The sequence below is a fragment of the Enterobacter cloacae complex sp. OE43NF genome (assembly GCF_023544405.1).
In the GTDB taxonomy this organism is placed as follows: Bacteria; Pseudomonadota; Gammaproteobacteria; order Enterobacterales; family Enterobacteriaceae; genus Enterobacter; species Enterobacter cloacae.
This window is the reverse complement of sequence record NZ_JAMJFW010000006.1, coordinates 53120-72872: the sequence shown is the minus strand read 5'-3', so window position 1 is coordinate 72872 and position 19753 is coordinate 53120. Positions and strand designations below refer to the sequence as shown.

Here is a 19753-nt window from a genome sequence, read left to right as displayed (position 1 = left end):
GCGATTACCCACATCGTATGGGTATTGTGGCTATTTTCAAGCATACGAAGGGCGTAAGTCACCAGAAAGACACAACTTTACACAATTGGAAATCTGCCTGACGGAAGGATGCAGAACAAAAAGAAACAGGCACAATTTCTTGTGCCTGTTGGGGATTATTTTGCCGGAGCGGGTTGCTTGGCGGGCCTGGCTTTTTCGAGTTTCGCCAGGTCAAGAGCGATATGTACCGTCTCGTCCAGGTACGGATCCGGCTCCTGGTAATCTTTTGGCAGATCGTCCAGTTTCTTGAGCAACGGTTTACCTTCACGTTTGAAGCGATCGTTGATACGCGCCAGACGCGTTGCGTCATCCTCATTGTTCTCTTTCTCACGCTGAGCGTAGTTCAGAGAAACAATATTCCGTTTTTCTTTCAGGGCATTAAAGCGGGCAATGTCCTTCATGATGTACTGGAATTCAGGATCTTTCGCGATGCGTTCGTTGTGGTCTTTCAGTAGCTCCGGACCAAACTGGGTCATATCACCGGCTTTCACGTAAGTCGCGGCATTGATGCTATCCCACGGCAACGCGTTATCTTCAAACTTCTCACCGGTTTCCGTCTCTTCCGTGCCTGTCGGCATCATGATGTCTGGCGTCACGCCCTTACGCTGCGTACTGCCGCCGTTCACACGATAGAATTTCTGAATGGTGTACTGAACAGACCCCAGCGCAGGCCATTCCGGACGCAGCATCTGATCATAAATACGATTCAGAGAACGATACTGCTGGACGGTACCTTTACCGAACGTCGGCTCACCCACGATCAGCGCGCGGCCATAGTCCTGCATTGCAGCGGCAAAGATTTCTGACGCTGACGCACTGAAGCGATCGACCAGCACCACCAGCGGGCCTTTGTAGTAAACCACGCCATCATTGTCGGCATCTTCACGCACTTTACCGTTGTTATCGCGCACCTGCACGACCGGACCAGACGGGATAAACAGGCCAGACAGAGAAACGGCTTCTGTCAGTGCACCACCGCCGTTGCTGCGCAGATCGATGATCACGCTGCTGACGTTCTGCTTCTCAAGCTTCTGCAGCTGCACTTTTACGTCATCGGTCAGCCCTACGTAGAAGCCAGGGATATCAAGTACACCCACCTTCTCTTTACCGACGGTTTTCACCGACATTTTCACCGCGCGGTCTTCAAGACGAATACGCTCGCGGGTCAGGGTAACGATACGGGTTTTGGTCCCTTTCCCGGCAGGCAAAATTTCAAGACGAACCTTGCTGCCTTTCGGACCTTTGATCAGCGCAACCACATCGTCCAGACGCCAGCCGATAACATCAACCATGTTCTGCCCGGTTTGGCCTACACCGACAATGCGATCGCCTACGCTTATCGCTTTGCTTTTTGATGCCGGGCCACCCGCAACCATGGAGTTGATCACCGTGTAATCGTCGTCCATCTGCAGCACCGCGCCGATACCTTCCAGAGACAGGCTCATTTCGGTATTGAACTGTTCGGTGTTACGCGGGGAGAGATAGTTCGTATGCGGGTCGATTTCGTGGGCAAAGGCAGTCATTGCCAGCGAGAAAACATCTTCGCTGTTGGTTTGTGCCAGACGACGAATGGCAAACTTGTAACGGCGCGTCAGCGTGTCACGGATCTCTTTCTCATCTTTGCCAGTGAGCTTGAGGCTCAGTTCGTCGTACTTCACTTTGCTGTCCCACAGGGCGTTCAGCTCGGCTTCGTCTTTCGGCCAGGGCGCTTTACTGCGGTCCAGATTAAAGGTGTCGTTGCCGGTGAAGTCCATCGGACGTTCCAGCACTTTCAGCGCATATTGATAACGTTCAAAGCGGCGCTTTTGTGCCAGGTTATACAGATCGTAGAACAGATCCAGCTTGCCGGAACGCAGCTCATCACCGACGTCGGATTTACGTTTGGCGAACTGCTCGACATCGCTGGCGAGCAGTACGTTATGGCTGTAATCCAGCAAGTTCAGATAGCGGTCGAAGATTTTGGCCGAAAAGGCCTGATCGAGATCGAACTGACGATAGTGCGAACGGGTGAAGCGTGACGTCACACGCTCGCTCACCGTCGCGTGCTGCGTCTCTTCCTTGAGAACCGGAATTTGATCAACACGCGTAATATCGTCCACTGCGAAAGCATGGCCTGTTATGGCAAACAGGCCCGCCAGCGCGGTGAGCTTAAAAAAAGTGTTCATGCCAGGCTTGGCCTCCGTTTCAGAACAACAAGTGTTCTGCGCGTACAATCATTGACATACCAGAAGTCAGCTGTACACGAACGCCATCTTTGGTGATTTCCATAACGGTGGCGTCCATTGCATTGTTACCCGCTTTTACCTTCAGTGCCTGACCGACGCTCAGGGCGTTGATGTCTGAAACCGGAGTGTGGCGCTGCTCTTCACGAGGCGCGCGCGGGGCTTTAGCTGCTGGTTTGTCAGCACGCGGTTTGCGATCGTTATTTTCATTGCGACGCGGTGCAGGACGCGGTTTACGCTCACGACGAGGCGCTTCTTCCTGGCCGTTTGCCGCAGCGGCTTCACGTTTTTTCGCCTGCTGTTCTGCACGTTGTGCCTGAACGCGTGCTTTGGCTTCTTCAAGCTGCTTACGCGCATGCTCGACGTGCTGCTCGTCCAGCTCACCACAGGGGTTGCCGTCAAGATCCACGCGAGTCGCGCCCGGTTTGATACCGTACAGGTAACGCCAGCTCGAAGTATAAAGACGTAAGGCGGAACGCAGCTGAGTTTTGCTGAGGTTCATTTCCCCCTCAACGCGTGCTACCAGATCCTGAAAAATACCGACTTTCAGGGGACGAGCTTCGCCTTCAGCGCTGAAGCACTGTGGGAAACGCTCGGCCAGAAATGCGATAACTTCTTTACTGCTATTCAACTTAGGTTGATTTTCCATGAAATTTCCTGATTACAACGGACGTTGCCAACAAGCGCAGGCATGAACAGGCGTCATTATAATGACGCTATCAGTAAATGCTACGTTATCCGTTGATTATCCTGCGACGCTCGCAAAGAATTTTTGATAATCGGTTGCTGCAAGAACGTTTTCCAGATTCGCCACCAGCTCGCGCAGCCCCTGTTCGTCCTCGATTGTAAAGCGACTGAAGACCGTACTGTCGATGTCCAGAACGCCAATAATCTGATTTTTTACCACCAGCGGCAGCACGATTTCAGAATTACTGGCGGCATCACAGGCAATATGCCCGTCAAACGCATGCACATCTTCCACACGCTGTATCTGATTCTCGGCCACTGCCGTGCCGCAGACACCCCGGCCGACCGGAATGCGCACGCAGGCCAGTTTGCCCTGAAACGGCCCCAGCACCAGCGTTTCACCTTCCAGAAGATAAAAACCGGCCCAGTTCACGTCAGAGAGACGTTCAAACAGCAATGCGCTAGTATTTGCCAGAGTGGCTAAGAAGCTGGTCTCACCCGCCATCAATGCCTTAAAATCGCGGTTCAGATCCGCGTAGAATTCTGTTTTGTTCATTCTTCAATCACTTAGTTGTCTTACAAAATTACCGCATAGCCTATTAAAATAAGCATTAAATGCGCTCATGCTCAAGATGAATCCATTCATGAGTTATTATAACTTTCAACAATACCTATTTGTGCGCAACTGATGGCCTTAAAAACAACCAAAATCACGCCGACAAAAAAGATAACTGTCCATATGGTAAGCGCAGCTTTGCCTCGTGCACATTATCAGCGTTGCCCCCAGTGCGATACGCTTTTTATGTTGCCGAAGATGAAATCGCACCAAAGCGCCTTTTGTCCCCGCTGCGACGCCAAAATTCGTGATGGCCGCGACTGGTCATTAACCCGTCTCGCCGCCATGGCGGTCACCATGCTGCTGTTGATGCCCTTTGCCTGGAGCGAGCCGCTGCTGAAGCTCTACCTGCTCGGCGTGCGCATTGATGCCAACGTGCTGCAGGGGATCTGGCAGATGACGCGCCAGGGCGATCCGGTGACCGCAGCCATGGTGCTTTTCTGCACCGTTGGTGCACCGCTGGTGCTGGTCGCCGCCATTGCGTATCTCTGGTTCGGTAATATTCTCGGCATGAACCTGCGCCCGGTGTTGCTGATGCTCGATAAACTCAAAGAGTGGGTGATGCTGGATATCTATCTGGTGGGCGTTGGCGTGGCCTCCATAAAAGTGCAGGACTACGCGTTTCTGCAACCGGGCGTCGGCCTCTTTGCTTTTATCTGTCTGGTATTGCTCAGTATCCTGACGCTGATCCATCTCAACGTTGAGCAGCTCTGGGAGCGATTTTACCCGCAGCGCCCCGCCACGCGCCCGGACGAGAATCTCCGGGTCTGTCTGGGCTGCCACTACACCGGGCTGCCCGATGCGCGCGGCCGCTGCCCACGCTGCCATATTCCCTTGCGACTGCGGCGCAACAACAGCCTGCAAAAATGCTGGGCCGCCCTCATTGCCTCGTTGATATTCCTGCTTCCTGCCAACATGTTGCCGATATCCATTATTTACGTGAATGGCGGGCGGCAGGAGGATACCATCCTCTCGGGCATTATCTCCCTTGCGCACAGTAATATTGGCGTGGCGGCGATTGTGTTTATCGCCAGTATTCTGGTGCCGTTTACCAAAGTGGTGGTGATGTTTACCCTGCTCATCAGCATTCACTTTAAATGTGAGCAAGGCTTACGTACCCGTATCCTGCTCCTGCGCTTCGTTACCTGGATTGGCCGCTGGTCGATGTTGGATCTGTTCGTGATTTCGTTGATGATGTCGCTGATTAACCGCGACCAGCTACTTGCTTTTACAATGGGACCCGCAGCTTTTTATTTCGGCTCTGCGGTGATATTGACTATTCTTGCTGTGGAATGGCTGGATAGCCGCTTACTTTGGGATGCACATGAGTCAGGAAACCCCCGCTTCGCCGACTGAAGCGAGAATTAAAACAAAACGCCGCATTTCGCCATTCTGGTTGCTGCCTGTCATCGCCCTGATGATTGCAGGCTGGCTTATCTGGACGAGCTATGAAGATCGCGGAAGTACCATCACCATTGATTTCCAGTCTGCCGACGGCATTGTGGCCGGACGTACCCCGGTGCGTTTCCAGGGGGTGGAAGTCGGTACCGTCCAGGATATCTCCCTTGGAAAAGGGCTGAATAAGATTCAGGTGCGGGCCAGCATCAAATCCGATATGCAGGACGCGCTGCGCAGCGAAACACAGTTCTGGCTGGTCACGCCAAAGGCCTCTCTGGCCGGGGTGTCCGGTCTTGATGCGCTGGTTGGCGGGAACTATATCGGCATGATGCCGGGTAAAGGTGAGCCACAGGATCACTTTGTGGCGCTTGATACGCAGCCCAAATATCGTCTCAATAACGGGGATCTGATGATCCACCTTCAGGCGCCGGACTTAGGGTCACTCAACAGCGGCTCGCTGGTGTACTTCCGTAAAATCCCGGTGGGCCGGGTGTACGATTACGCCATCAACCCCAACAAGCAGGGGGTGACTATCGATGTGTTAATCGAGCGTCGCTTTACCAATCTGGTGAAAAAAGGCAGCCGTTTCTGGAACGTTTCCGGCGTGGATGCTGACCTAAGCCTCAGCGGTGCGAAAGTGAAGCTTGAAAGTCTGGCCGCGCTGGTCAATGGTGCCATTGCCTTTGACTCCCCGGAAAATTCCAGCCCTGCCGCCGCAGATGACACGTTCGGCCTGTATGCCGACCTGGCGCACAGCCAGCGTGGCGTGATCGTCAAACTTGCCCTGCCCGATGCCAAAGGGTTAAAAGCCGGTTCTACGCCGCTGATGTATCAGGGGCTGGAGGTCGGTCAGCTCACCAAAATGACGCTCAATCCGGGCGGTTCCGTAACCGGGGAGATGACGGTTGACCCAAGCGTGGTAGATCTTCTGCGCGAGAAAACGCGTATCGAAATGCGCAGCCCGAAACTGTCCCTGAGTGATGCCAGCATCAGCAGCCTCCTGACAGGCAGTACCTTCGAGTTGATCCCCGGCGAAGGCCAGCCCAGCAACACCTTTGTGGTTGCCCCGGCGGATAAAGCCCTGCTGCAAAAACCCGGCGTGGTGACCATTACGCTGAACGCGCCGGAAAGTTACGGTATCGAAGCCGGTCAGCCGCTGATCTTACACGGTGTACAGGTAGGCCAGGTGCTGGAGCGGTCGTTGTCGGAAAACGGTGTGAGCTTCTCCGCTGCAATCGATCCGCAATACAGCAACCTGGTGCATGGCGACAGCAAATTTGTAGTTAACAGCCGCGTAGACGTGAAGGTCGGGCTGGACGGCGTTGAATTCCTCGGAGCCAGTGCGAGCGAGTGGGTGAACGGTGGGATCCGCATCCTGCCGGGCAGCAAAGGTCCCGTTCGCGACAGCTATCCGCTGTATGCCAATCTGGATAAAGCGATTGAAAACAGCATGAGCGATCTGCCGACCACCACGCTGACGTTAAGTGCGGAAACGCTGCCGGACGTTCAGGCAGGATCGGTCGTGCTGTATCGCAAGTTTGAAGTTGGGGAGGTCATCACCGTTCGCCCTCGTGCAGACGCCTTTGATATTGAACTGCACATCAAGCCAGAGTATCGCAAACTGCTTACCCCGAACAGCGTCTTCTGGGCAGAAGGTGGCGCAAAAGTTCAGCTCAACGGTAGCGGGCTGACCGTGCAGGCTTCCCCGCTCTCTCGCGCGCTGCGCGGGGCGATCAGCTTCGATAATCTGCCCGGCGCGGGCGGCAATATGCGCAAGGGTGACAAGCGTATCCTCTTCCCGTCTGAAACCGCTGCACGTGCGGTTGGCGGGCAGATTACCCTGCACGCCTTCGATGCCGGGAAGCTGGCGGAAGGAATGCCTATCCGCTATCTGGGCATCGATATCGGACAGATCCAGAAGCTGACGCTGATCACCGCCCGCAATGAAGTGCAGGCCACCGCGGTGCTTTATCCGGAATATGTGCAGACGTTTGCCCGTTCAGGCACGCGTTTCTCCGTGGTAACGCCGCAGATCTCGGCCGCGGGCGTTGAGCATCTCGACACCATCCTGCAGCCGTATATTAACGTCGAGCCTGGCCGTGGCAACGCGCGTCGTGATTTTGAACTGCAGGAAGCCACCATCACCGACTCGCGCTATCTTGATGGTCTGAGCATTGTGGTGGAGGTACCGGAAGCCGGCTCGCTTAGCATCGGCACGCCAGTCCTGTTCCGCGGTATTGAAGTGGGAACGGTGACCGGCCTGACGCTCGGCACGCTCTCCGACCGCGTGATGGTGGCGTTACGCATCAGCGATCGTTACCAGCATCTGGTACGGAATAACTCGGTGTTCTGGCTGGCCTCCGGCTATTCGCTGGACTTCGGCCTGACGGGTGGTGTGGTGAAAACCGGTACGTTCAACCAGTTTATTCGCGGCGGTATTGCTTTCGCCACGCCGCCGGGTACACCGCTGGCGCCGAAAGCACAGCCGGGCAAACACTTCCTGCTGCTCGAAAGCGAACCTAAAGAGTGGCGTGAGTGGGGAACCGCCCTGCCGCGTTAATCTTAGGGCTCCGGTGTCAACGCACCGGAGCCTTTATGTTACACTGCGCACCTGAACTTTTCCCTGTGGTGTGCCCGTGGCTCAAAACTCCGTATATCTTCCTGAACAATTCCTGGCGCAGATGCGCGAGGCGCTTCCTTCTCACCTCTCGTTAGACGATTTTATCGCCGCCTGTCAGCGACCGTTACGCCGGAGTATTCGCGTCAACACGCTGAAAATCAGCGTCGCGGATTTCCTTGCGCTGGTATCACCTTACCACTGGCAGCTCACGCCCGTTCCGTGGTGTGAAGAGGGTTTCTGGATCGAACGGGAGGACGAGGCGTCACTGCCGCTGGGCAGTACCGCCGAGCATTTGAGCGGTCTGTTTTATATTCAGGAAGCCAGCTCAATGCTGCCGGTTGCTGCGCTGTTTGCCGATGGCAACGCGCCTGAACGGGTCATGGATGTGGCTGCCGCACCCGGTTCAAAAACCACGCAGATTGCCGCCCGCATGGCTAACCGCGGGGCCATTCTCGCCAATGAGTTTTCAGCCAGCCGCGTGAAGGTGCTGCATGCCAACATCAGCCGCTGCGGCATTCAGAATGTTGCCCTGACGCATTTCGACGGACGCGTGTTTGGCGCCGCCCTGCCGGAAGCGTTTGACGCCATCCTGCTGGACGCTCCCTGCTCCGGTGAAGGCGTGGTACGCAAAGATCCCGATGCGCTAAAAAACTGGTCAGTTGAAAGCAACCTCGACATTGCCGCAACGCAGCGCGAACTGATCGACAGCGCGTTTCATGCCCTTCGTCCAGGCGGTACGCTGGTTTATTCCACCTGCACGTTAAACCGTGATGAAAACGAAGACGTCTGCCTGTGGCTGAAAGCGCAATACCCCGATGCGGTTGAGTTTCTGCCACTGAATGACTTATTTGCCTCTGCTGAAGACGCCATCACCCCGGAAGGTTTCCTCCACGTATTCCCGCAGATTTATGACTGCGAAGGTTTTTTTGTCGCCCGTCTGCGTAAAACTGCCGCCATCACACCACAGCCCGCGCCAACATTTAAGGTCGGTAATTTCCCCTTCACACCGCTGAAGAGCCGTGAAGCAGAGCAGGTCACCACCGCAGCCCGCAAAGCCGGACTGAACTGGAATGACGATCTTCACCTCTGGCAGCGTGATAAAGAGATTTGGCTTTTCCCGGCGAACATCGAACCGCTTATCGGCAAAGTTCGTTTTTCCCGAATCGGGATCCGCCTGGCGGAAGTGCATAACAAGGGCTATCGCTGGCAGCACGAGGCGGTCATTGCCCTTGCCGGCACAGCTAACACCTTCGCGTTGACGCATCAGGAAGCTGAAGAGTGGTACCGGGGGCGCGATGTGTATCCGGAAACGACCCCTTCTCAGGATGACGTCGTGGTGACGTACCAGGGATACCCGCTGGGGCTGGCAAAGAAAGTGGGTTCGCGTCTGAAAAACAGCTATCCACGCGAACTGGTGCGCGATGGTCGCCTGTTTAACGGTAACGATCGCGCCGACTAAAAAAAGCGCACTTTTTTACTGGCGATTTTGCTCTCCTTGTCTACGATCAAAAATGGATGGCTGTACTGGTCATACCAGATTTTGACAACACACCCGGAGAGCATTATGACGAAAACCAGCGTGCGAATTGGCGCTTTTGAAATCGACGACGCAGAATTGCGCGGCGAAACACAGGGCGAACGAACGTTAAGTATTCCCTGCAAATCCGACCCGGATTTGTGTATGCAACTGGATGCCTGGGATGCCGACACCAGCGTTCCGGCAATCCTTGATGGCGAACATTCCGTCCTTTACCGCGAGCATTACGATAGTAAAACCGATGCCTGGGTCATGCGTCTTGCCTGACCAGAGAGAACCCGCCCGAAGGCGGGTTATTTATTACTGCAACTGCGCCAGCGTGAAATAGCCGTCAAACACCGCGCCGGTATCAATGTAGTGCAGGTTGTCAAAATCATATCGCTTATCCAGCGGCGTATGACCAAACCAGAAGTGATCCGCCCCGCGAATTCCCTGCCCTTTTCCTGCCATAAACCCCATTAGCCGATCCCGATCCCACAGCACCCGCTCAGCGCTCACCGGCTGCTGCCAGCGATATTCCGCTGCCGGATAGTCAGCATGAGCAATAACATTCAGGCCGTTTGTGCAGGTTATCTCAATAATCAGCGGCAACTGTCGGCACGCTTCTAACAGGGTCAGCGCCTGCTGCTGTTGCGAATCATCAAGCTGCGAGAACCAGCTTCCACCATTCATCAACCAGAGCGCAAAGTCGTTATTTTCCACGCTGTCGATTGCCATTTGCTCATGGTTCCCCCGGACTGCGCGAAACCATTTTTCATTGATCAGTTGCAGGCACTTAACGCTGTCAGGGCCCCGATCAATCAAATCCCCAACGGAGATCAGCAAATCCTCATAAGGATTAAAACGGAGGCGTTTCAGTTCGTCCAAGAGCCACTGATAGCAACCGTGTATATCGCTCACAACCCAGACGTGACGCCACTTTCCACCATCGATTCGCTGATACATAAGGCCTCCCTGAATAAGTATAGCCGCATCAAAAAATGCAAATATCAGCGCCGGGCATCACAAAGCCAAACAAACGCTAAACCAAACGGAAATAAACCTTCCCACGCTATTAATCCCTTTTTATCGGGCCTTTAAAATAAGCGCTAAATAAAAGAGAGGTTTCAACGTGTCCAATACTCACCTGCATAACGATGTGCTCTATCCGCATCGTACACATATTATTTCCGACCTGGTCAACGGAAGATGCGTTCCGGGCCCCATCTGGAAAAAGCGTGAGTATCGGCTGAAATTCCTGTTACGCTCGCTTCTGTTCTGGTCTTCTACCCGACGCATGCTTGAGGCACTCTCTGGCCGGGATGACTTTGATCGACTGCTGGCCGCGCAAATCACGTTACCCAGTAAAACCCACCGCCAGTACTTGATGCGCGGCCTGAATGCCGGCGACCGTGCTGACGCGATCGTCAGCCACTACCACTGGATTGATGGTCTGAAAGACCCCTTACTCGCCCATGCGCTGACCAGCCCTCAGGAGCAACCTGTCGTGCAGTTCAGGGCTAAAAATGAGGTGCTCTATACCGTCAACGCCTCCTCCGCTCACAAAGCCGAGCGCGAAGGTGAAAGCACACTGTGGCTGCGCGATGACGAGAATACCTTACTCGCAAGCCTGACCTTCACTGTTGCGCACAGCGCGGGACAACGGGTACTGGTGATCGGCGGTCTTCAGGGGCCTCGCCGTGGCGTCACGCGCGATGTGATAAAACAGGCTACCCGCGCCTGCCACGGTCTGTTCCCAAAACGCGTACTGATGGAAGTGATTTTCCAGCTGGTCGCACAGTCAAACATCCGCGCCATCTATGCCGTCAGTGATGAGGGCCATGTTTTCCGCGCGTTGCGTTATCGCCTGAGCAAAGGCCGTCATTTCCACGCCAGCTACGATGAGTTTTGGGAAACCCTGGACGGTAAGAAACGCTCGACCTTCTGCTGGCAGTTGCCACTTGAGATGGCGCGCAAATCCCTGGACGAGATTGCCAGTAAGAAACGGGCAGAATATCGCCGCCGCTTTGAGCTGCTTGATGAAATTAAAACGGCCATTAACGCCCGCTTTTAACCCTGCGTCTTGCTTTTGCCAACCCTGTACATCTCACCAACTCAATGATTGGCGTCGCAGTGGTGCAAACCTCCTCAGTCAAGGAACACCACATGAATACTCAACTAATTTTAAATAGCGTTCAGTTCAGTGTCTTTACCGATAACAACCAAATCTGGCTCACCTCTTCAGAGCTTACCCAAGTCCTCTGCAATAGATCAGACGACTCAATTGCCAGAATCTATAACCGCAACCACAAAGAGTTTTCTGCCCGAATCACTGAGAAGGTCAATTTGACCGTCTCTGTGAACTATAAAAAACAGTGCGATCTTTCTCCCTCTGTAGTGCACATTTTATCGCCATGTTTGTCGGAACGCCGAATGCAAAAGAATTCTGTAGGTACTTATTAGACACCTTCGGCAAAGAGGTTATGAAGCCATCAACTCAGATGCAGCAGACTGATGATCGACTACATTACGCAAACATCACCAATTAAAAAAGATCTCCCTGTGGCCTGCACCCTCTTATGACTTGCGAAGGAGTTATGAACCCAAATTCATGCCTGGCACATGTGATCCGTTCCGGCTTTGCAGTAATGCCATGTGATAACGCAGAAAAATTCACCTCCGGTGAGATAGAGAAAATGATCGCCATAGCATGACAAGTCCAGGATAGTTGGATCCAATTTTAACTCTACAGGGCAGTCTGCTATTGCATACAGCGAGGCTGCTCGGTTAGCATTCCGTTACGAATTGCTGGTTGAAACGTAAGAAATGCGCCAAGAAAGCGTAATTATTAAGGATGTATATGATGATTTATGATTGTTTTTTATATTACGATGAAGATATGTTGCTAGATATTCGTCTTAATACTCTAAATGATGTTGTTGATTACTTCGTTATTGTAGAATCCACACACACATTCACTGGCAAACCTAAAAAATTAAATTTCGACATTTCTAAATTTGAAAAATTTAAAGATAAAATAATTTATGTAATATATAACGATCTCCCAAAATTGAAAAATGGCATTGCGGGTGAGTACGACGCCTGGAAAAATGAAGCAGCTACCCGCAATGCAATCATGCGCGGGTTAAAAAATGCAAAAGATAATGACATCATATTAATTTCAGATGTTGATGAAATTTTTCGCCCCGAAGTTATCAAAAATATAAACCCTAAAAAACTGTGCACTATTTTTCACATGAATTTTTTCAATTATCAGTTTAACCTTCAGGTTTTTAATACTGACGGTACAAATCGTCTTTGTAAACTTCCACGAGCAACAACATTGCGTAATCTTAAAGATTACTTTGCCGGTGAACCGGAATTATTCAGAAATGTAAAAAAATCCGAACTTCATAAAGATTTCATATCCAGAACCACTTTCAAAATCAGAAGAAAGATTGTATCTGATGCTGGATGGCACTTTTCATGGATAATGACTCCTGAGCGTATCTCTGAAAAAATGTCTTCTATTTCTCATACTGAATATGATTTACCTCACCTCAATAACAAAGAACATATTATTGATGCTCTGACAAATGCTAAAGACATATGGAATCGTGACCGTAAAATGATTAAACAGGATCTAAAAAAAGACAAATTCCCTGCTTATCTTGTAGATAATGCAGACAGATTTAAAGATTTCATTGCTTAAAATCCAAGCCAGTTAAATTCTATTTAGCTGGCAGTTTTTTGTCTCACCGGTTCATCCATATCTATCCTGCTGAGCAATATATAGTATTTTCTCATTCTAAAATGATTTTTAACCTCTTTGCCTTAGCCATCCATAAATCAACAAAAAGCTGTAAAACAGAAATTCTCTCTAAGGTTCAATAGAATTTTTCCACCTTATAGTTTAAAACGATTTTGAACCTTGTGATAAAAAATATCCATTATTATATTTTGTAAAACCTGACTTTCGCGCCATTGAAAGTTTAAATAACTGCCATCATTTTAAAGCAACCGTAGCCGGGTTGATCGCCTCTCTAATGCGTGACAAGTATGCTTTTCCGGATGGCACCCCATCGCGCATAATCAGGGAATTCGGTTCTGCCATACCGGCCGCGTAAATTTCTTCCGTATCTTCAGTCAGGGCTATGACATCGGAATTACCTTTTTGCTTGCAGCAAAGATCGTCAGTCCGACCCGGCCACAGCTACCCGTGGAAAAATATGATTTAGCACTGTCTGGACAAGGTAAGCTCCCTATGCGGGATGAATCAGGTCACTGGTTCTTCCATATCATCTTCGCTGGTCACGGTGTCAGCATATCCGGTTGACGGAATGCCACTGACTGGCATTCCCGGACGCAAGACAACCCTATCACCGGTGTTCCCTACCCCCGGCGTTAACGCCCCCAGTGGCACACGCAATGCGCGCGATAATCGATATCCCCTTCTACCCTGTGGACGATCGTTTCCGTCTGGTAAGTCGCTGCGATTTTATGATAAGTCCGAGGGAACCGCTAAAAACAGCCCGGATGGGAACATTAACCTGGGCAGGTTGACAAAGGGTTTTGTGCAGGCGAAGAATTTTTACGAGAAAGAATTTACGGAGACTCCGCCATCGTTCCATAAAATCCGGAGTCTGTCCGGCAGGATGCATAAGAAGGAGTTTGGGAAAGATTTCGCCCATCGCCGCTTAGGGCATAAGTCAGAGAGGATGACCGCAAAGTACCTGGAAAGCAGAAAAAGGAATTCGTAATGATATAAAAGTTTGCGTGTAAATGAATTGTGAATGTTAAAAACGGTGTGGTATAACGGGAATTACCGAACATTGAAGTTCGGACAACTTTCGGACGGAGAGCCGCAAGTGACTGAAATAAAAAGCAGATAAAAAGAGACCGAATACGATTCCTGTATTCGGTCCAGGGAAATGGCTCTTGGAAGAGAGCCGTGCGCTAAAAGTTGGCATTAATGCAGGCTAAGTCGCCTTGCCTTTTAAGAATAGATGACGACGCCAGGTTTTCCAGTCCACAGCTAAAGCGGCCGGAAAAAAAGCGTCAAAACATCAATAAATATGAAAAACCGCAGTGCTTTCGCAAGCCACTGCGGTTTTTTTTTACTGGAAACTAAAAGCTAGCAGAGCTTGTCAGCGCGTTCGATAAACGGCGCCAGGCTCATTTTCTGCCCCGGGCTGGATGGGTCGTCAATCTGGATAACGCTGATGGGCTGTCCGCTGCTCTTACCGCTGGCGACCTGCTGTTCGGCCGCGTCGTTTAACGGGTATTGCACCAGCGTGCTTGGGTTGATGGCATACAGCGCATGACCCGGACGGCAGGTCAGCATCACCTCTTCACGATTGAACGCCCATTTATCCTTACCCACTTCAAAACGGCTGACGGTAATGACCTGCGGTGCCGCCAGCGCGCTACCCGTGCAGGCCAACAATAAGAGAGAAAGTACTGTCTTTTTCATATGCTTTTTAACCTTGTCAAAAGGGTTCCCAGGTTGCGAACAGGCTGACCGTTGCCAGCACCAACGCCCCCAGCACCACCTCTGCCTGTGTCATCCTGATAAAAATCTGTTGTTCGCGCCCGATGTGGGCACCAAACCGTGGCACCAGAAAATACCGATTCACCAGCGCAATTACCACCATCAATGCCACCAGCGCACATTTGAACAACAATAGTTGCACGTAGCCCGTCTGCCAGGGCAGCGTAATGCCCAGAATAAAGAGCCCATTGATCGCGCCGGTAAGCACGACCCCCGCTACGGCATAATGCCCCACGCGAGAGAAGCGCATCATGGTGTAAATTGCCGCAACCCGCCAGCGCCCTTTCGCCAGATGCATGCAATACAGCAGCGGCAGGAGGCCGCCAACCCAGGTGGCGGCACAGAGCAGATGCAGAGCGTGATTGATACGCTGCAACGCCCCCGCTGCACCGTCGTTCATTGCCGCATGCCCTACGCCTGCCAGCAGGACAAATTGCCCCATGGCGAGCAGCAAGAGTCGCGATCCTTTCTGGGGCGCAAGCCAGGCGACACAGGCCGCAATTACGCCCAGGATAATTTGCCACAGCCACACGCTACCAAACTGCGTTGCCAGCACGCTCTGCCAGACGTTCGGGTTAAACACGTCTCCCCAGCCGTTGCCCATGAGCCCCGCCTGGATCATGAACATCAGCATGGCTGACGTCAGACTGATCAGCGCCGCAATCTGCTGCTGCACCTGAAAACGACAGGACATCAGACGGTACAAAGAAGACGGCGCGAACCAGACGCTATACAGCGCATTACCAAAAATCAGCATCAGCGCGCCGAAATGGATAAAGCGCAACCCCACGTAGATGAAGGCCAGCATATTATTTCACGCTGAAGCGATAGCTGCCTTTGGTTTTGTGACCATCTACCGAGACCACATGCCAGTCAACCTGGTACGTGCCGGTCACCAGCGTCTGCTCCAGCGGAACATGGAACTGGGCCTTATTCTGCTCGTCACGCTGTATATCACCGGTTTTAACCACATTCCCCTGTGCATCCTTCACCACGACACCGCTGAATCCGGGTTCAATGCCTTCGGAAAAATTCAGGGTAAGCGCCTGAGGAGCTGCTACCTGGCTATCGGCTGCCGGGATTTGCTGCTGGAGGTGCGCATGCGCCAGCACCGGGGTCGCTGTAACGGAAGAGAAGAGAAAAGCCAGCGCGCATACCGCGCGGGAAGCGGATAAACCCATCGCAATCATTCCTTTTTGTTATGCCTGTATGCTAAAGAATAACGCTGTATAATAATCGAGTCGAGGATCATCCCACCTCCGCTTGTCATCATCGTGCAATCGCGGTAACGTTGCCGCCGCATAAAAAGGAGAAGGTAATGAAGATCAATCTGGCTGCCCTTCCTCAGGACGAGATGGATAAAGTGAATGTCGATCTCGCTGCCGCAGGTGTCGCGTTTAAAGAGCGTTACAACATGCCAATCGTGGCTGAGGTGGTGGAACGTGAACAACCCGCCCATCTGCGTGACTGGTTCCGCGAACGTTTGATTGCGCACCGACTCGCGTCGGTCAATCTCTCTCGTTTGCCGTACGAACCTAAAGTTAAATAAGCTTAACGACTCGTTACACTTCCTTACGCGGAATATGCCAGGATAAGAAAACCCTGATTAGTTTAGGTGTATTCTTAAATCCTGCGACTCTGTGTATAAGGAAGTCACGATGTCACAATGGAATATTGCCGCCGCCCAGTATGACGGGCAGCATCACAGTGTAGATGACCACGTAGCGCACCACCTCCGTTTCGTTGCGGAAGCGGCACAACAGCGGTGCGATCTCCTGGTCTTTCCTGAACTCTCGTTAACAGGACCGGGAAGGACGGACCTACCTCCCCCACCCGATGACGCACAGCTGGCCCCTTTGCTGGCCGCCGCAAAGCGTTACCGAATAACCATCATTGCCGGTCTGCCCCTTGATCTGAATGGTCAGCGCGTTAAGGGCCTCGCCCTGTTTTCGCCGTCCCGGCACAGCATCCTGCGCTACCCCCAGGGAAGTGGAGCCAGCCTGGTGCCGGGTGATAAACAGCTGACGATTGTTGATACGCATGCCGATTCCCCCAATCTGGATCCGCAGGCGACGCTGTTTACCAGCTGTCAGTCGGTGGGCGATACCCGCTGGCGCCAGTCCATCAACACGTTGCAGCGCTTCGCGCACAGGTATGCCATTGCCGTGTTAATGGCGAACGCCCGTGGCGGTAGCGCGCTGTGGGATGAAAAAGGCCAGCTGATTGTCCGTGCGGATAAGGGCGAACTATTATTGACCGGATCTCTGGGCCGACAGGGTTGGCAAGGCGATATCATTCCTTTAGGCTAAGCGTTTTAGCTCAGGAGCGTTCAATGCTGCGCGTCATCGATACCGAAACTTGCGATCTTCAGGGCGGAATAGTGGAAGTGGCGTCTGTTGACGTCATTGACGGTAAAATCGTCAATCCAATGAGCCATCTGGTGCGTCCCGACCGCCCGATTAGCCCGCAGGCGATGGCCATTCATCGCATTACAGAATCGATGGTGGCGGATAAACCCTGGATTGAAGAGGTCATTCCACACTATTACGGTAGCCCGTGGTATGTCGCGCACAACGCCAGCTTTGACCGCCGGGTACTGCCCGAGATGCCCGGCGAATGGATTTGCACCATGAAGCTGGCGCGTCGTCTGTGGCCGGGGATCAAATACAGCAATATGGCGCTGTATAAATCGCGTAAGCTCAGCGTCAGAACGCCCGAGGGGCTGCATCATCACCGCGCCCTGTACGACTGCTATATCACCGCGGCGCTACTCATAGACATTATGAATACCTCTGGCTGGACGCCGGATGATATGGCGACGATCACCGGGCGACCGGCGCTTATGACCACCTTCACCTTTGGCAAATACCGCGGCAAAGCGGTGTCCGATATCGCCGATAAAGATCCGGGCTACCTGCGCTGGCTGTATAACAACCTCGACAAAATGAGCCCGGAGCTTCGCTTAACGCTCAAGCACTATCTGGGTGAAGCTTAACTTCCGGCACGGCCTGGCAGCGTTTCCTGCGCCAGGCCAATCAAAAAGGCATACTCCAGCGCGACCCCTTCATACGATTTGAATCGTCCCGATTTCCCGCCGTGTCCGGAGTCCATGTCGGTACAGAGTAGCAGCAGGTTATTATCGGTTTTCAGCTCCCGCAGCTTCGCCACCCATTTTGCGGGCTCCCAGTATTGCACCTGTGAATCGTGCAGACCGGTGGTCACCAGCATGTGCGGATAGGCTTTGGCTTCCACGTTATCGTACGGGCTGTACTCTTTCATGTAGCGGTAATAGATCTCGTCCTGAGGATTCCCCCACTCTTCAAACTCACCGGTCGTCAGCGGAATAGACTCATCCAGCATCGTGGTCACCACGTCGACAAACGGAACCTGCGCGATGACCCCTTTGAAGCGGTCAGGACGCTGGTTAATGGCAGCCCCCATCAGCAGCCCTCCCGCACTGCCGCCCATGCCAAAGCAGAGCTGCGGATCGCCATAGCCCTGCTCTATTAGCGCATCACAGACGTCGAGGTAATCGTTAAAGGTGTTTTTCTTCTTCAGGAATTTCCCGTCTTCGTACCAGTGCTGGCCCAGCTCGCCGCCACCGCGCACGTGAGCGATGGCGAAAACAAAGCCACGATCGAGCAGGCTTAATCTGCTGCTGCTGAAATCGGCATCCATGCTTGAGCCGTAGGATCCATACCCGTAGACCAGGATCGGGTTTTTCCCTTTCTGGAAATGCGCCTTGTGATAGACGAGCGAGACGGGCACCTCAACGCCATCCCGGGCGGTGACCCACAGGTGTTCGCTTCGGTAGTTATCGGAATCAAACCCTTTTACCTCAGACTGCTTAAGCACCTGACGTTGTCCGGTCTCCATGTCCAGCTCAAACAGCGTATCCGGCGTGGTCATTGACGAGTAGCCATAGCGCAAGCGGGAAGATTCCGGCTCGGGATTAAACCCAATCCACGTAACATAGGCCGGATCGTCAAACGCAATCCCGATGACCTCCCGCGTTTTGCGGTTAATTTGCCGCAGGCTGGTCAGCCCCCGCTGGCGCTCTTCCACCACCAGCCAGTCGGTAAAGAGGGTAAATCCTTCGAGCATCACCTGTTCCCGCGCAGGAATGAGCACTTCCCATTTTCGTTCATCGCGTACTTTGGTTTTATAGAGGCCAAAGTTTTTGCCCTCGCGGTTAGAGCGCAGGTAAAAGCTGTGCTGGAAGTGATCCAGGCTGTACTCATGATCTTTACGACGCGGCAGGAAGCAGAGCGGCTGCGCATCAGGCAGCTCGGCATCAAGGAGCAGAACTTCAGAGGTGGTTGCGCTGGCGAGGAAGATAATCACATAGTGGCGTGACGACGTTTTATGCAGACTGACATAGAACGTTTCATCTTTCTCTTCGTAGACCAGCTCGTCATCATCCGCACTGGTGCCGACGGTATGACGCCATACCTGATAAGGCAGCAGCGTGGAGGCATGTTTCTTCACGTAGTAGACGGTTTCAGAATCATTCGCCCAGACAAAATCCGGCGAAACGTTCGCAATCATCTCCGGGTACCAGTTACCGGTTTCCAGATTGCGAAAACGCAGGCCGTACTGACGCCGGGAGAGGTAATCTTCCGCCAGCGCCATAATGGCGTTATCGGGCGAGACCGACATGCCGCCCAGCGTATAAAACTCGCTGTGGGCAGCACGCTGGTTGGCATCCAGCAAAATATCCCATTCATCCCAGTCGGCGCTTAACACCGACTGACGCTGGTAGATGGGATATTCGTTACCGGGCTCGTAGATATGGCGATAACGATAGCCGTTTTTGGTCCAGGGTGCGGAGACATCGCGCTGGGGAATACGCTGCACCATTTCATTCAACAACTGATCCTGAAGCGCCTGCTGGCTGGCCATGACCTTGCGGCCATAGTCATTTTCCGCGTGCAAATAGTCGAGCACCTCTGGCCGGGAACGCGAATCGTCCCGGAGCCAGTAATAGTTGTCAATGCGCGTATCGCCATGCGTGGTGATCGCATAAGGAGTACGTCGGGCTTTTGGTGGCATGTCATGTTTCTTTTGAGTTTTACACCCTATAAGGTTGGCAAAACACGCGCAT

Annotated in this window: 17 protein-coding genes; 9 read left to right on the top strand and 8 right to left on the bottom strand. The window is 52.8% G+C overall.

What is annotated here, in order from left to right; genetic code table 11:
• Positions 1 to 155 precede the first annotated feature (155 nt).
• The 3 genes from prc to msrC form a co-directional block, all read right to left on the bottom strand.
• Entirely contained in the window at positions 156 to 2204 is a 2049-nt protein-coding gene (gene prc / locus M8370_RS04585) for a carboxy terminal-processing peptidase (RefSeq protein WP_161669122.1), read from the bottom strand.
• Between the two features lie 19 nt (positions 2205 to 2223).
• A complete protein-coding gene (gene proQ, locus M8370_RS04580; RefSeq protein ID WP_023620460.1) occupies positions 2224 to 2910 on the bottom strand; it encodes an RNA chaperone ProQ in 687 nt (228 codons plus the stop codon).
• A 96-nt stretch (positions 2911 to 3006) separates the two neighbouring features.
• On the bottom strand, positions 3007 to 3504 hold the full coding sequence (gene msrC, locus M8370_RS04575; RefSeq protein ID WP_040020000.1) for a free L-methionine (R)-S-oxide reductase MsrC: 498 nt from the start codon (positions 3502 to 3504) through the stop codon (positions 3007 to 3009).
• Between the two features lie 132 nt (positions 3505 to 3636).
• On the opposite strand from msrC, the gene yebS reads away from it, so the two are divergent.
• The 4 genes from yebS to M8370_RS04555 all read left to right on the top strand — a co-directional run bounded on the left by yebS (position 3637) and on the right by M8370_RS04555 (position 9386).
• The gene (gene yebS, locus M8370_RS04570; RefSeq protein ID WP_250020555.1) at positions 3637 to 4920 is read left to right on the top strand and encodes a membrane integrity lipid transport subunit YebS; all 1284 of its coding nucleotides are present in this window, start codon (positions 3637 to 3639) and stop codon (positions 4918 to 4920) included.
• Positions 4889 to 7522 carry a PqiB family protein gene (locus M8370_RS04565; protein ID WP_038419908.1) on the top strand — a complete coding sequence of 878 codons (2634 nt, stop codon included), beginning with the start codon at positions 4889 to 4891 and terminating at the stop codon, positions 7520 to 7522. The genes yebS and M8370_RS04565 overlap by 32 nt, the downstream gene beginning before the upstream one ends.
• 76 nt (positions 7523 to 7598) lie before the next feature.
• The gene (gene rsmF, locus M8370_RS04560) at positions 7599 to 9041 is read left to right on the top strand and encodes a 16S rRNA (cytosine(1407)-C(5))-methyltransferase RsmF (protein ID WP_161657813.1); all 1443 of its coding nucleotides are present in this window, start codon (positions 7599 to 7601) and stop codon (positions 9039 to 9041) included.
• Between the two features lie 105 nt (positions 9042 to 9146).
• The gene (locus M8370_RS04555) at positions 9147 to 9386 is read left to right on the top strand and encodes a YebV family protein (RefSeq protein ID WP_013096113.1); all 240 of its coding nucleotides are present in this window, start codon (positions 9147 to 9149) and stop codon (positions 9384 to 9386) included.
• A 33-nt stretch (positions 9387 to 9419) separates the two neighbouring features.
• Here M8370_RS04555 and pphA read toward each other — a convergent pair whose 3' ends face one another.
• Positions 9420 to 10064 carry a protein-serine/threonine phosphatase gene (pphA, locus tag M8370_RS04550; protein WP_161657814.1) on the bottom strand — a complete coding sequence of 215 codons (645 nt, stop codon included), beginning with the start codon at positions 10062 to 10064 and terminating at the stop codon, positions 9420 to 9422.
• 166 nt (positions 10065 to 10230) lie between these two features.
• On the opposite strand from pphA, the gene M8370_RS04545 reads away from it, so the two are divergent.
• The gene (locus tag M8370_RS04545) at positions 10231 to 11172 is read left to right on the top strand and encodes a VirK/YbjX family protein (RefSeq protein WP_020690823.1); all 942 of its coding nucleotides are present in this window, start codon (positions 10231 to 10233) and stop codon (positions 11170 to 11172) included.
• A 789-nt stretch (positions 11173 to 11961) separates the two neighbouring features.
• Positions 11962 to 12810: a glycosyltransferase family 17 protein gene (locus tag M8370_RS04540; protein WP_250020579.1), complete on the top strand. Its 849-nt coding sequence runs from the start codon at positions 11962 to 11964 to the stop codon at positions 12808 to 12810.
• Positions 12811 to 14232: 1422 nt separating this feature from the next.
• On the opposite strand, the gene M8370_RS04535 is transcribed toward M8370_RS04540, so the two are convergent.
• From M8370_RS04535 to yobA, 3 genes are read right to left on the bottom strand one after another with little or no spacing between them, the layout of a single operon-like run.
• The gene (locus M8370_RS04535; RefSeq protein ID WP_013096105.1) at positions 14233 to 14571 is read right to left on the bottom strand and encodes a YebY family protein; all 339 of its coding nucleotides are present in this window, start codon (positions 14569 to 14571) and stop codon (positions 14233 to 14235) included.
• A 16-nt stretch (positions 14572 to 14587) separates the two neighbouring features.
• Positions 14588 to 15457 carry a copper homeostasis membrane protein CopD gene (gene copD / locus M8370_RS04530; RefSeq protein ID WP_038984481.1) on the bottom strand — a complete coding sequence of 290 codons (870 nt, stop codon included), beginning with the start codon at positions 15455 to 15457 and terminating at the stop codon, positions 14588 to 14590.
• Position 15458: 1 nt separating this feature from the next.
• The gene (yobA, locus tag M8370_RS04525) at positions 15459 to 15830 is read right to left on the bottom strand and encodes a CopC domain-containing protein YobA (protein WP_020690820.1); all 372 of its coding nucleotides are present in this window, start codon (positions 15828 to 15830) and stop codon (positions 15459 to 15461) included.
• 137 nt (positions 15831 to 15967) lie between these two features.
• Between yobA and M8370_RS04520 the strand changes: the two genes are divergently transcribed.
• The 3 genes from M8370_RS04520 to exoX all read left to right on the top strand — a co-directional run bounded on the left by M8370_RS04520 (position 15968) and on the right by exoX (position 17644).
• The gene (locus M8370_RS04520; RefSeq protein ID WP_013096102.1) at positions 15968 to 16198 is read left to right on the top strand and encodes a DNA polymerase III subunit theta; all 231 of its coding nucleotides are present in this window, start codon (positions 15968 to 15970) and stop codon (positions 16196 to 16198) included.
• A gap of 109 nt (positions 16199 to 16307) precedes the next feature.
• On the top strand, positions 16308 to 16958 hold the full coding sequence (locus M8370_RS04515; protein ID WP_250020554.1) for a carbon-nitrogen hydrolase family protein: 651 nt from the start codon (positions 16308 to 16310) through the stop codon (positions 16956 to 16958).
• Positions 16959 to 16981: 23 nt separating this feature from the next.
• Positions 16982 to 17644 carry an exodeoxyribonuclease X gene (gene exoX / locus M8370_RS04510; protein WP_020690817.1) on the top strand — a complete coding sequence of 221 codons (663 nt, stop codon included), beginning with the start codon at positions 16982 to 16984 and terminating at the stop codon, positions 17642 to 17644.
• Here the strand turns inward: exoX and ptrB are convergent.
• Positions 17641 to 19701 (bottom strand): oligopeptidase B, encoded by a 2061-nt coding sequence (gene ptrB / locus M8370_RS04505; protein WP_250020553.1) that lies wholly within the window; start codon positions 19699 to 19701, stop codon positions 17641 to 17643. The genes exoX and ptrB overlap by 4 nt on opposite strands.
• Between the last annotated feature and the right edge of the window lie 52 nt (positions 19702 to 19753).

Excerpts from the sequence above, each read along its gene's own strand:
- exoX (WP_020690817.1), top strand. The coding sequence starts at position 16,982 with ATGCTGCGCGTCATCGATACCGAAACTTGCGATCTTCAGGGCGGAATA.
- M8370_RS04535 (WP_013096105.1), bottom strand. The coding sequence starts at position 14,571 with ATGAAAAAGACAGTACTTTCTCTCTTATTGTTGGCCTGCACGGGTAGC.
- M8370_RS04565 (WP_038419908.1), top strand. The coding sequence starts at position 4,889 with ATGAGTCAGGAAACCCCCGCTTCGCCGACTGAAGCGAGAATTAAAACA.
- pphA (WP_161657814.1), bottom strand. The coding sequence starts at position 10,064 with ATGTATCAGCGAATCGATGGTGGAAAGTGGCGTCACGTCTGGGTTGTG.
- M8370_RS04515 (WP_250020554.1), top strand. The coding sequence starts at position 16,308 with ATGTCACAATGGAATATTGCCGCCGCCCAGTATGACGGGCAGCATCAC.
- M8370_RS04555 (WP_013096113.1), top strand. The coding sequence starts at position 9,147 with ATGACGAAAACCAGCGTGCGAATTGGCGCTTTTGAAATCGACGACGCA.
- M8370_RS04520 (WP_013096102.1), top strand. The coding sequence starts at position 15,968 with ATGAAGATCAATCTGGCTGCCCTTCCTCAGGACGAGATGGATAAAGTG.
- prc (WP_161669122.1), bottom strand. The coding sequence starts at position 2,204 with ATGAACACTTTTTTTAAGCTCACCGCGCTGGCGGGCCTGTTTGCCATA.
- M8370_RS04540 (WP_250020579.1), top strand. The coding sequence starts at position 11,962 with ATGATTTATGATTGTTTTTTATATTACGATGAAGATATGTTGCTAGAT.
- yobA (WP_020690820.1), bottom strand. The coding sequence starts at position 15,830 with ATGGGTTTATCCGCTTCCCGCGCGGTATGCGCGCTGGCTTTTCTCTTC.
- msrC (WP_040020000.1), bottom strand. The coding sequence starts at position 3,504 with ATGAACAAAACAGAATTCTACGCGGATCTGAACCGCGATTTTAAGGCA.
- copD (WP_038984481.1), bottom strand. The coding sequence starts at position 15,457 with ATGCTGGCCTTCATCTACGTGGGGTTGCGCTTTATCCATTTCGGCGCG.
- ptrB (WP_250020553.1), bottom strand. The coding sequence starts at position 19,701 with ATGCCACCAAAAGCCCGACGTACTCCTTATGCGATCACCACGCATGGC.
- yebS (WP_250020555.1), top strand. The coding sequence starts at position 3,637 with ATGGCCTTAAAAACAACCAAAATCACGCCGACAAAAAAGATAACTGTC.
- proQ (WP_023620460.1), bottom strand. The coding sequence starts at position 2,910 with ATGGAAAATCAACCTAAGTTGAATAGCAGTAAAGAAGTTATCGCATTT.